The sequence below is a fragment of the Pseudophaeobacter sp. 1A16562 genome, from assembly GCF_041008785.1.
In the GTDB taxonomy this organism is placed as follows: Bacteria; Pseudomonadota; Alphaproteobacteria; order Rhodobacterales; family Rhodobacteraceae; genus Phycobacter; species Phycobacter gallaeciensis_A.
In genome coordinates this window covers 34,066-46,994 of record NZ_JAXGFT010000013.1, presented here as the reverse complement: position 1 = coordinate 46,994, position 12,929 = coordinate 34,066, and the positions used below count along the sequence as shown (strand labels likewise).

At 64.6% G+C, this 12,929-nt stretch carries 4 protein-coding genes; all 4 read left to right on the top strand.

The features are described 5' to 3' along the window. Positions 1–64 precede the first annotated feature (64 nt). The 4 genes from SM764_RS17215 to SM764_RS17200 are packed head-to-tail and all read left to right on the top strand — an operon-like array spanning position 65 to position 12,926. On the top strand, positions 65–6,586 hold the full coding sequence (locus SM764_RS17215; RefSeq protein ID WP_369002318.1) for a type I polyketide synthase: 6,522 nt from the start codon (positions 65–67) through the stop codon (positions 6,584–6,586). Between the two features lie 6 nt (positions 6,587–6,592). Further along, positions 6,593–7,624 (top strand): glycosyltransferase family 2 protein, encoded by a 1,032-nt coding sequence (locus SM764_RS17210; RefSeq protein WP_369002317.1) that lies wholly within the window; start codon positions 6,593–6,595, stop codon positions 7,622–7,624. After that, positions 7,621–12,210: a MupA/Atu3671 family FMN-dependent luciferase-like monooxygenase gene (locus tag SM764_RS17205; RefSeq protein WP_369002316.1), complete on the top strand. Its 4,590-nt coding sequence runs from the start codon at positions 7,621–7,623 to the stop codon at positions 12,208–12,210. Before SM764_RS17210 ends, SM764_RS17205 begins: the two co-directional genes overlap by 4 nt. Further along, positions 12,207–12,926 carry a 4'-phosphopantetheinyl transferase family protein gene (locus tag SM764_RS17200; protein ID WP_369002315.1) on the top strand — a complete coding sequence of 240 codons (720 nt, stop codon included), beginning with the start codon at positions 12,207–12,209 and terminating at the stop codon, positions 12,924–12,926. Before SM764_RS17205 ends, SM764_RS17200 begins: the two co-directional genes overlap by 4 nt. Positions 12,927–12,929: the final 3 nt, after the last annotated feature.

Below are 12,929 nucleotides of genomic sequence, written 5' to 3'. Positions count from 1 at the left end.
TTCACGGCGCTGCGGGTTTCGGTTCAGGGTTGATGCGTAAGACGCGTAAAAGGTGAAGACTAAGTTGGGAAACAAAGACGAGAGCCAAACACGCGCCGACGCCTACTCCGGTGACATCGCCATCGTCGGACTGTCCGTCTGCCTGCCTGGCGCCGAGTCAGCTGCTGCGTTCTGGCGCAATCTGCGTGACGGCATTGAATCCATCGAAGTGCTGGACGAGGCAAGCCTGCTGGAAGCCGGTGAACGGGCCTCTGTCCTCAGCGATCCCAACTATGTGCCTGCCGCAGCGCGTCTTGAGGGCTATGACGAATTCGATGCCGATTTCTTTAGCTTCAGCCCCAAGGAAGCCGCCATTCTGGATCCCCAGCACCGAAAGTTCCTTGAGGTCGCATGGGGCGCCATGGAGGATGCCGGCCACCCGCCCGAAACCATGGATGCGCCCATTGGTGTCTACGCGGGCTGCGGCATGGGCAGCTATTTCTATTTCAACATCTGCTCGAACCCCGCCCTGGTGGACGAGGTCGGCATGTTCCTGCTGCGCCACACCGGCAACGACAAGGACTTCCTGTCGACCCGCGTCAGCCATGTCTTTGATCTGAAAGGGCCATCGGTCAACATTCAAACCGCCTGCTCGACTTCTCTGGTGGCGGTGCACTACGCCTGCAAAGCGCTGCGCGAAGGGGAATGCGGCATGGCGCTGGCAGGCGGCGTCACCATCGAGCTGCCGCAGGGGCGTGGATACCTTTACAAGGAAAACGAGATCCTGTCGCCCGACGGCCATTGTCATGCTTTTGACCACCGGGCGCAGGGCACCGTCTTCGGCTCTGGTGCTGGGGCGGTGGCGCTCAGACGGCTGGAGGATGCCATCGCCGATGGCGACCATATCTGGGCCGTGATCAAGGGCTCCGCTATCAACAACGACGGCGCCGACAAGGCTGGCTATCTGGCGCCTTCGGTCGGAGGGCAGGCCACTGCCGTACGCAAAGCGCTGGCGGCAGCGGATGTGGCGGCTGAGACCATCGACTATGTGGAATGCCATGGCACCGGAACCTACCTAGGTGATCCAATCGAGGTCACCGCCCTCACAGAAGCCTACCGCGACAGCACCGAGGAAAGCGGCTTTTGCCGCATCGGCTCGGTCAAGACCAACATCGGCCATCTCGATACGGCCGCAGGGGTCGCTGGGCTGGCCAAGACCGCGCTGGCGCTGAAACATCAGCAGATCCCGGCCTCGCTTGGCTACGAGGCACCAAACCCGGCCATTGATTTCGACGGCTCACCGTTCAAGGTCAACGCCGCTCTCAGCGACTGGCAGTCCAATTCCGGACCGCGACGTGCCGCGGTGAACGCGCTGGGGGTTGGCGGCACCAACGCCCATGTCATTTTGGAGGAAGCGCCAGACCGCGGCGCCTCCGACGAAAGCGATTTCCCCTTCCATGTGCTCTGCATTTCGGGCCGGTCCAAGGCGGCGCTTGACGACAACAGCGCCGCGCTGGCCGCGTGGCTGCGCCAGAACCCCGAGGTGGATCTGGCCGATGTGGCCTATACTCTGAAGGAAGGGCGGCGCGGTTTTGCCAAGCGTCGGGTGCTGGTGGCCGAAACCGCAAGCGAGGCCGCCGATCTTTTGGAGACTGGCGATCCACGCAAGGTCTTTACACACGACCATCTGGGCGATGCGCCCGAGGTCGTCTTCATGTTCCCGGGCGGTGGTGCACAATACGCGGGCATGGCGCGCGACCTTTACGAAACCGAACCGGTCTTTGCCGACTGGATGGACCGGGGGATTGATCACCTCCAAGCCAGCCTCGACTATGACATCCGCGCCCTGTGGCTCCCCGAAGAGGGGCAGGAGGAGGCCGCGAATGCAGCCCTGCAAAAGCCCTCGGTGCAGCTGCCGCTGATCATGATCGTGGAATACGCGCTGGCGCAGCTCTGGATCAGCTGGGGCGTGCGCCCCGCTGCGCTGGTCGGCCATTCCATGGGCGAAAACACCGCCGCCTGTCTGGCAGGGGTGATCTCATTCGAGGATTGCATCGATCTGGTGCTCTTGCGCGGGCAGCTCTTTGACACCGTGCCTGCGGGCGGCATGCTGTCCGTCTCCCTGCCGCTGGCCGAGGTGGAGGCACTGATCGGTGACGATCTCGATATCGCCAGCGTCAACGCGCCGCGCCTGACCGCAGTTTCCGGTCCGCAAGCGGCGCTGGACCGGCTGGCCAAGGACCTGAGCGCACGCGACATCGACCATCAGCGGATCCAGATCGATATTGCGGCCCATTCGCGGATGCTGGATGGGATCCTTGAGCAATACGGCGCCTTCCTGCGCGGTCTGACCCTGTCGGCGCCGCAGATCCCGGTGATGTCCAACCGCAGCGGCGCCCAGCTGACGCCAGAGCAGGCCACCGACCCCGACTATTGGGTCAGCCAGCTGCGCGGCACTGTGCAATTTGGCGCCTGCATCGACAGCTTGGCCGAGGTGCCGGGCCGCATCTATCTGGAGGTCGGCCCGGGCAAGGCGCTCAGTGCGCTGGCGCAAATGGCCCCGGCGGTCACCCCTGGACAGGCGCTCAGCTCATTGCGCCATCCCGAACAGGATGTGATGGATGATGCCTATTTCTTTGGCGTCATAGGTCGGCTCTGGGCCTGCGGCTATGACGCCGATTGGGATCAGATCTGGGGCGAGGCAAAGCGCCATCGCCTGCCGCTACCCACTTATGCCTTTCAGCGCAGCCGCTATTTCATCGAACCCGGCACCGCCGCGCAGGTCGAAGAGGCTCCCCTGCCCGCCCGCCATGATGACATCGACAACTGGGGTTACCGTGCGGCGTGGCGCCCGCGCCTTGCCGATTGCGCGCTGGATGTGGACACCGAGCTGGATCAGGACCCGCAATGCTGGCTGATCTTCGAAGACGACATCGGCCTTGCCTCTCAGGTGGCGGACAGGCTGGTGGCGGCAGGGCACGCCGTGGTGCGGCTGCGCACCGGGGATACCTATGCGCAGCTATCGCCGACCTCTTACATCTTGGCGCCCGAACAGGGCCGCGCGGGCTATGCTGCACTGCTGGCGGATCTGGCCCGGACCGAGATGCTGCCAACCCGGATTGCGCATTTCTGGCTAGCGACCGACGGCGAGACCTTCCGCCCCGGCAGCTCCTTCTTTGACCGCAATCTGGAAACCGGGTTTTACGCCCTGACCGCGCTGGCGCAGGAGCTTGGCAGCGCCGATCTGCCCCAGCCGCCGCACATCACCGTCTTCACCACCGGCGCCGCGCAGTTGCGGGACGAGGCTTTGCCGGATCCGGAAAAGGCGATGATCGCCGGTCCTGCCCGGGTGATCCCACGCGAATTGCCTGGATTCTCCTGCGCCACGGTGGACATCGAACTTCCCCGCGCAGAAACAGGTCTGCTGGCCCGGATCAAGGGCGCGGCGGCGCCAGATATCTCCTCTCGCCTGCTTGAGGAACTTCTGGCCGAGCCGACCAGCACAGCCGCCGCCTGGCGCGGTGAAAAACGTTATGAGCTGGACTGGCGCCCGGTCGAACTGCCGCCTGCCGAGCTGCCCACCTTCAAAAAAGGCGGAACCTATCTGATCACCGGTGGCTATGGTGGCATTGGCCTCTCAATCGCCCGGCACCTGCTGGAAGAATACGCCGCAAATGTCATCCTGATTTCGCGCGAGGGCCTGCCCGAACGCGGCGGATGGGCGCAATATCTGCGTAGTCACAGCCCCGCCAACCGCACCGCCACGCGCATCCGCGCGGTCGAGGTGCTGGAGGAGATCGGCAAGGGCGCGGTGCTGCCGCTGGCCGCCGATGTCTGCAACTCCGGCCAGATGCGCGCCGCGCTGAAGGCCGCCGAGGACCGCTTTGGCCCCCTTACCGGGGTGATCCATGGCGCGGGCAGTATCGATGACGGGCCATTGCTGGCGAAATCGGACGAACAGATCGCCAAGGTCCTGGCCCCAAAGGTCAGCGGGTTGCGAGTTCTGGACAGCCTGTTCCCCGATGGCAGCCTTGATCTGATGGTGCTGTTCTCCTCTTCCTCGACGGTGACGGGACCGGCGGGACAGGTGGACTACATCGCCGCCAACGAATACCTCAATGCATGGGCAGCGCATCGCCGGGGCGGCAAGACCCGTGTCGTGGCGGTAGATTGGGGCGTCTGGGCCGATACCGGCATGGCCTCCGAAGCGATGGCCGCGCGGCAAGGCAGTGACGGCCCCTCGGATCCTGTGCCCTGCGCAGAGGCCCTGCTGGACAGCGAAGGATTTGATGGCAGCGGCAACCGGATCTACCGCACCCGGCTCGAGGCGGCCCGTCATTGGCTGCTGAATGAACACCGCACCGCCGATGGCACCGCAGTGATGCCCGGCACCGGTTACATCGAACTGGCTGCAGAGGCGATGACGGCCCTTGGCATGGCCGAGGATGGCGCGCTTCCGGCCTTTGAACTGCACGACCTTTACTTCCTGCGCCCGCTTGTGGTCGCCGATGACAGCCCGGCAGATCTGCTGATCCGGCTGCTGGCCGAGGAAGACGGCTACGCGCTGTCCTTCTACACCGCTAGCGGCGAAGGCTATGCCCTGCATGCCGAGGCCAAGGTGACATTTGCAGAAACACAGACCATGGCGGCGCCTGTTGACCTCAGAGCTCTTGCCGCTCGCTGCCCGTCGCAGACCGAAACCGATGGCGCGCGGCTGAAATCCCCGCAGGAGGCCAACCTGCTTTTTGGCCCGCGCTGGCATGTGCTGCAGCGCATGGCCTTTGGGAGTGGCGAAGGGATCGCGACACTGCAACTGGCCGATGCGGCCAAATCCGACGGAACGATTCTGCACCCGGGGCTGCTGGATCTGGCAACCGGCTGGGCCATCGCGCTGGCGCCGGGCTATAGCCCTGACCACCTTTGGGTGCCCCTGTCGTACCGGGCCATCCGCATCCATGCGCCACTGACCGAGACAATCCACAGCCACATGCGCCTGTCCGCGCAAGCCGCCGACGCCGCTGGCGAAGGGACCGCCGTATTCGACGTGACGCTATGCAATGATACAGGGCGGGTTCTGGTCGAGATCGAAGGCTTCCGCATGCAGCGGATGACGCAGGCTCTGGCTCCCGCTGCAACTGCGGCGGCTGATGTCAGCGCCGCCGATATTGCCATGGGCAAAGGTGGCAGCGCCCAGCCCCTGTCGCCCGAGGAACGCCGCCTTCACCACAATATCGCAAACGGCATCCGCGCCGAAGAAGGGGGCGAGGCCCTGACGCGCGCCCTTGCCGCGGCAAATTCCGGCGGCCTGTCGCAGGTCGTGGTCTCAGCCCTTGATCTGCCTGCCCTGATCGAACAGGCCAAGATGACCAGTTCCGAGGCCCCATCGGACAGCCAAAGTTTTGAGCGCCCGCAGCTCGACACTGATTACGTAGCGCCGGAAAACGCGGTTGAGGAGGTCCTGGCGGGATATTTCCAGACCCTTCTGGGGGTGGGCGAGGTCGGCACCCGCGACAGCTTCTTCGATCTGGGTGGGCATTCCCTGATCGCGGTGCGGCTGTTTGCCCAGATCAAGCGGGATTTTGGCGTCGAGTTCCCCCTGTCAGTCCTCTTCGAAGCCCCAAGCGTTGCTGATCTGGCGACCAGGATTATCGCCCGAACAGGTGGCGGCGTGACCACCGAAGGCAGCGCGCAGGCCCCGGACACTACCGATGAGGCAGGGCCAGAACCCTTTACCCATCTGGTCAAGCTGCACTCTGGAGATGGCACCGGTCGGCGTCCTTTCTTCCTTGTGGCTGGCATGTTTGGCAACGTGCTGAACCTGCGGCATCTGGCCCAGATGCTGGGCAGCGACCGCCCGGTCTACGGCCTTCAGGCGCGCGGGTTGATCGGGGACGTTGCGCCCCATGACAACATTGCCAAGGCCGCCGCCGATTACCTGCACGAGGTGCGGCAGATCCAGCCGCAGGGCCCCTATCTTCTGGGCGGTTTCTCGGGCGGTGGCATCACGGCCTATGAAATGGCGCAGCAGCTGAAGGCTGCCGGAGAGGAAACCGCAGCGCTGGTCCTGCTCGACACACCGCTGCCGGTGCGCCCACCGCTGAGCCGACAGGACAAGGCGTTAATCAAACTGCAGGAGTTGCGCCGCAAGGGACCGTCCTATCTGGCGGAATGGGCGCGCAACCGCGTTGCCTGGGAGATCGCAAAACGCCAACGCCGCCAAGGTAGCAACGATTCAGGCGCCGCGCCTGCCTTTAACAACCGGCAGATCGAAATGGGCTTCCGCGCCGCTGTTGCCTGCTATGAATTGCAGCCCTGGGACGGCGCCATGTCGCTGTTCCGTCCGCCACTGGACCAGCACTGGCAGGTCTCGGGTGGCAATTGGGTCAGCGCCGAGCGGGAGTATGTCTTTGCCGACAACGACTGGACCCGCTGGGCGCCGGAGATCGAGGTGATCGAAGTGCCCGGTGACCACGATAGCATGGTGCTGGTACCCAACGTCAGCGTTCTGGCGGCCGAGGTCAAAGCGCGACTGGACCGGGCCGAGGCTGGCTATACTGCGCCAGCACCGGTACATGCCGGGCAAGTGCGTAATCAGGCGGCGGAGTAGATGTCCATGGCCCCTCCCCCACAGTTCCAAAGCGACAGCGTTCTGACCATCATCCTAAACTACCGCACCCCGCAGATGACGCTGCAGGCGGCAGAGGCAGCGCTGGCGGAAATGGAAGATCTGCCCGGCGCCGTGGTGATCGTGGAAAACGGATCGGGCGATAACTCATGGGAAAAGTTGCAGGCAGGCGCCGCCAGCCGGGGCTGGCTGGACAGCGGCAAACTGCGGCTGATCCGTTCGCCCGTCAACGGTGGCTTTGGCGCGGGCATGAACATCGGCATGGAGGCCGGTCTGCCCGATGGCAGCGCGCCGGGGTTCTATTACCTGCTGAACTCCGATGCCTTTGTAGAGGGCACGACGATTTCTCGGCTGCGGGAATTTCTCCTTTCCAGCCCCGGTGCTGGCCTCGCCGGATCCTTTGTGCATGGCACGGATGATGTGCCCCACCGCACCGCCTTCCGCTTCCCCTCGATCGCGGGGGAGTTCGAAATGGCCGCCCGCACCGGTATCGTGACCCGGCTGCTGTCCCATGCAGTGGTGGCGATGGATATGCCGCAGCAAGAGACCCAGGTCGACTGGACCGCTGGCGCCAGCCTGATGATCCGCCGCGAAGTGATCGAGGATATCGGTGGCTTTGACGAAAGCTTCTTCCTCTATTTCGAGGAAACAGATCTGTGCAAGCGCGCCGCGCAGGCCGGATGGCGCACCCATTACGTGCCGACCAGCACCGTGGCGCATCTCGGCTCGGCCTCGACCGGGATGAAGTCCTGGGACCGCACACCGACCTACTGGTTCGATTCCCGCATGCATTATTTCGTCAAGACGCACGGGGTGATCTACGCCACCCTCGCCACGCTGGCGCGCGTCCTCGGCTGCGGCCTTTATGGGCTGCGGCGACTGATCCAGAAAAAGCCAGCCGCGGATGCGCCGCATTTCCTGCGCGATCTGCTGACCCATGCGCTGCGGTCGGCGATCCGCCCCAAGACAGCAATACGTGAAACGCGCCCTCACAGTCATGTTCCGGAGGAACAGAAATGAGCCAATTTTCCTCAGTCATCATCGGCAATGAATCCCTCGCGGTGGGATGCGGCGATGCGCTGCTGGCGCGCGGGCATCAAATCTCTGCCGTCGTGTCGCAGGATGATGGTATTCGCAGCTGGGCCGAAAAACACGGAATCCCAGTGCACGCCAGCCCGGATGCGCTGACCGAAGGCTTTGACTGGCTGCTCTCCATTGCCAACCTGCGGGTCATTCCCGACCGGGTGCTGACGCTGGCCGCCAAGGGCGCGGTGAACTTTCACGACGGGCCGCTGCCACGTTACGCCGGCCTCAACGCGCCGAACTGGGCGCTGATTGAGGGCGCCGACAGCTATGGCATCACCTGGCACATGATCGAAGGCGGCATCGACGAAGGCGATATCCTCGCCCAGCGCCTGTTCGATGTGGCGGCGGATGACACCGCCTTCAGCCTCAACTCCAAATGCTATGCCGCCGCGATGGATAGCTTTGGCACGGTGATAGACCAGCTGGAGGCAGGCACACTCAACCGCCAGCCACAGGACCTGAGCCAGCGCAGTTATTACGCCCGCAGCGACCGGCCCGCGGCAGGCGCGCTGATCGATTTCACCGCCCCGGCGGCGGCGATCACCCGTCTGGTGCGTGCGCTTGACTTTGGCGGCTACTGGAACCCGCTTTGCGCCGCGAAATGCGCCATCGGCGAGAATATTCTGCTGGTCGGCAGCGCAGAGGCGGTCGAGGGCGCAGGCGCGCCCGGCAGTGTGATCGAGGTCAGCAAGGACAGCCTGACCGTGGCCTGCGGCGATGGCGCGGTGCGGCTCGGCGGTCTGACCGATCCTGCAGGACGCAAACGGGCGCCTGTCGGTCTGTGCAAGCCGGGCGATGCGCTGCCGGTCCTGAATGCGGCGGAAAAGCACGCGATCACCGAAGCCCTTGCCAAGACACAGAAAGGCGAAAGCCATTGGCGCCGCGCGCTGGCTGCGATGCGCCCGGTCGCTGTTCCCCTTGCAGAACCGACCGGTGACAGCGGCCTCACCCGCCGTCCCATTGCAGCGCCGGATGGCCTGACAGAGGCACAGATCGCCGCCGCAGTCCTGACCTGGGCCCTGCGCAGCGCGGGGGAAGAGGTCGCCGATATTGCCCTCAGCCTTGAGACCATGACACCGCTGGCGGGGCTTGTCTCTGGCTGGGTTCCGGTGCAGGGACAGCGCGACGACACCCTCGCGGATCTGCAGGACCGCGTCGCCAAAGAGATTGAAAAAGCCCGCGCAACAGGCGGGTTTGCCGAGGATTTGATTGCCCGCGCGCCGGAACTGGCACCGCAGGCACAGCCCGGCATTGGTTTGTCCATGGGACGGGATGCAGCTCTGCCAGGCTGCGTCGCGACCGTGTCATGGGCGGATGGGGTGCTTGCGCTCCATGTGGATGGTGCCCGGCTGACACCAAAGGCCGCGGAGCTGCTCGCCGCGCGGCTGGAGCTGCTGCTGGGCGCCATTTCCACCCCGGATCAGGCTGATAGCCCTCTCGCCGATCTGCCGGTCCTGCCCGAGGATGAGCGCCGGGTGTTGCTCAGCGACTGGAACCAGACAGCCGCAGACACGGGCCCGGATCAGACCATCCACGCCGCATTTGCCGCGCAGGTGTCCCGCACACCCGAGGCCACGGCGCTGGTGTTCGAGGATCAGAGCCTCAGCTACGCAGACCTCAATGCCCGCGCCAACGGGGTCGCGGCCAGACTACAGGACATGGGCGTCAAACCCGGCAGCCATGTGGGGATCTACGTCTCCCGCAGCCCGGATCTGGTGGTGGCCGCCCTTGCGGTGATGAAGGCAGGTGGCGCCTATGTGCCGCTCGACCCCGCCTACCCTGCGGATCGGATTGCCCATTTCATCAAGGACAGCGGCGCCGATGTCATCGTGACCCAAGTCGCCCTGCACGGCAGCCTGCCCGCCTCAAGCGCGCAACTGCTGGTATTGGATGGCGCGGATGCCCCCGCCCCGAGTGTCGCGCCTGTTGATGGCGGCGCCACCGGACAGGATCTGGCCTATGTGATCTATACCTCCGGCTCTACCGGCCTGCCCAAGGGGGTGATGGTGCGCCACGCCAATGTGGCGAATTTCTTTGCCGCCATGGATGCGCGCATTCCCCATCAGCCCGGCGATGCCTGGCTCGCGGTGACCAGCCTCTCCTTTGATATCTCGGTGCTGGAGCTGTTCTGGACCCTCGCGCGCGGCTTCAAACTGGTGCTATCCAGCGATGAAAGCCGCCTGCAGCTATCCAACGGGCCGATTGCCATCTCGGACCGGAAGATGGACTTTAACCTCTTCTACTGGGGCAATGATGATGGCCCCGGCCCACGCAAATACAACCTGCTGCTGGAGGGTGCGAAATTCGCCGATCAGCATGGGTTCAACGCGGTCTGGACGCCCGAGCGGCACTTTCACGCCTTTGGCGGTCCCTACCCGAACCCCTCGGTCACCGGGGCAGCCGTCGCGGCGGTGACGCAGAATATCGGTGTGCGCTCCGGCTCTTGCGTGGCGCCGCTGCACCATCCTGCGCGCATCGCCGAGGAATGGGCGGTGATCGACAACCTGACGGCGGGGCGCGCCGGTATCGGCTTTGCCGCAGGCTGGCAACCGGATGATTTCATCCTGCGCCCGGAGAATACGCCGCCGGCCAACAAACCGGCGATGTACGAAGCCATCGAAACCGTGCGCAAACTCTGGCGCGGCGAAGAGGTCGCCTTCCCGCGCAAGGATGGCGGCACCCATGCGGTGCTCACTCAGCCCCGTCCCGTGTCCAGCGAACTGCCGGTCTGGGTCACTACGGCTGGCAACCCCGACACCTGGCGCGAGGCAGGCGAGATCGGCGCCAATGTCCTGACCCACCTTCTGGGGCAAAGCATCGATGAGGTCGCGGGCAAGATCCGCATCTATCACGACGCCCTGCGCGGCGCCGGGCATGATCCGGCGGAGTTCACCGTGACGCTGATGCTGCACACCTATCTGGCCGACAGCCGCGAGGAGGCCCGTCAGACCGCGCGCGAGCCGATGAAGGATTACCTGCGCTCTGCCGCGGGTCTGATCAAGCAATACGCCTGGGCCTTCCCCGCCTTTAAGAAACCCAAAGGCGTCAACAATCCATTCGAAATGGATCTTGGCATCCTCTCCGAGGAAGAACTGGATGCGATCCTCGATTTTGCCTTCGAACGCTATTTCGAGGACTCGGGCCTCTTCGGCACCGTGCAGGATGGCGTCGCCCGGGTCGAGCAACTGAAGCGCATCGGCGTGGACGAGATTGCCTGCCTCATCGACTATGGCATCGCGCCTGAGGTGGTGCTGGACGGCCTGAAACCGCTGGCCGAGGTGCTGCGCCTGTCCAACGCCCCGCAGGACCTAGCCGAGGATGACTTTTCACTTGCGGCGCAGATCCTGCGCCATGACGTCAGCCATATGCAATGTACGCCTTCGATGGCCCGGATGATGGTGCAGAACGATGAGGCCCGCATGGTGCTGCCGCACCTGAAGCATCTTCTGGTGGGGGGCGAAGCGCTGCCCGGCGATCTGGCCGGTGATCTGCGCGAGGCGGGACCGGGGCAGATCCACAACATGTACGGGCCGACCGAAACCACCATTTGGTCGACCATGCAGACCCTTGATGACGTTCCGGCAGGCATCGCCGATATCGGCGCGCCCATCGCCAATACCCAAGTTTACGTGCTGGATGCTACCGGCGCGCCGCAGCCCATCGGGGCGCCGGGGGAGTTGTTCATCGCCGGGCACGGCGTGACCGCAGGCTACTGGCAACGGCCCGAACTGACAGCGGAGCGGTTTGTCCCCGATCCCTTTGGCGGCGGGCAGATGTATCGCACCGGCGATCTGGTGCGCTGGCGGGCGGACGGGCGGCTCGATTTCCTGGGACGCACCGACCATCAGGTGAAGATCCGCGGCCAACGTATTGAACTTGGGGAGATTGAAGCAGCCCTGGCCGTCCAGCCCGGCGTCACCGGCGCGGTTGTCATGCCGCGCAAGATCGGCGCGGGAGAACAACTGGTCGGCTATATCACCACCTCTGCTCCGGTGCAGGAGGCTGCGTTGAAACAGGCGCTTTCGGCCCGGCTGGCCGAGGTGATGGTGCCATCGCATATCGTGACGCTGGATGCCTTCCCGCTGACCCCCAACAAGAAGATCGACCGCAAGGCACTGCCCGATCCGAAACCGGCGCGGGTTGCCGCGCCTACCGCAGCAACACCGCCCAAAGGCGGTGCGCAGGGCAAGATCGCCGCGATCTGGGAGCAGATTCTTGGTCTCGACGGGATCGGCGCGCAGGACAATTTCTTTGTCCTTGGCGGCCATTCCCTGCTGGCGGTGCAGGCGCACAGGGACATCCGCACGGCACTTGAGGTGCCGAAACTGTCGATCACCGACATCTTCCGCTTCCCAACGCTCGCCGGTCTTGCCGCTCATATCGAAGGGCTTGCAGGCGGCGCGGAATCGCCGGATGATCCGGCCGATGCAGAACAGGCCGCCGTAGCCGAGGCGGCCAAATCGGAAACCATGTCGAAACGGCGGGCGATGCGCGCCAGCCGCAAAGCCCGGACCGGATGATAACTGACAGCCCCGCCCCCCTTGATCAGACAACCGATGCGCGGCTGGCTCTGGTCCGGCCGCTCTTTGGCGCGGGCATATCGCTGGGGGCGGCCAACCCGCTGGGGACGCTGCCCGATCCCTTCCCGCAAGAGCGCGCCTGCCTGTCGCCCAGCGCCGTGGAGAAACGCCGCCGCGAATTTGCCGCCGGGCGGGCGGCTGCGCACCGGGCGATGCAGGATCTTGGCCGGGCACCCTGCCCCATCGTGATTGCCAAATCCCGCGCGCCCATTTGGCCCAAAGGGTTGACCGGATCGATCACCCATACCCACAGCTGCGCCCTTGCCGCCGTGACCTCAACACAGACCCGGCGCGCGATTGGCATCGACGTCGAGGAAGACACCCCGCTGAAAGACGACCTGCGGCCCGCGATCTGCTCTGCCCGCGAACAGGACTGGCTGAGCACACAGGACAACCCCGGCCAAATGGCCAAGCTGATCTTCTCCGCTAAGGAAGCCGCCTATAAATGCCAGTATACTGTCAGTGAACAGTTTTTTGGCTTTGACGGCATGGAATTGGAGATCGAACCAGAAGACGTGGGTGAAACGGTCCGGCGCGGACGTTTCGTAGCCGCCTTCACCGCCGACCGCCCGCCGTTTCGCACTGGCGCCCTGATCGACGGCGCCTATGTCATCGGGGAAGGTATCATTTTCACCGCAGCAAGCCTGGAGGCGTGAGCA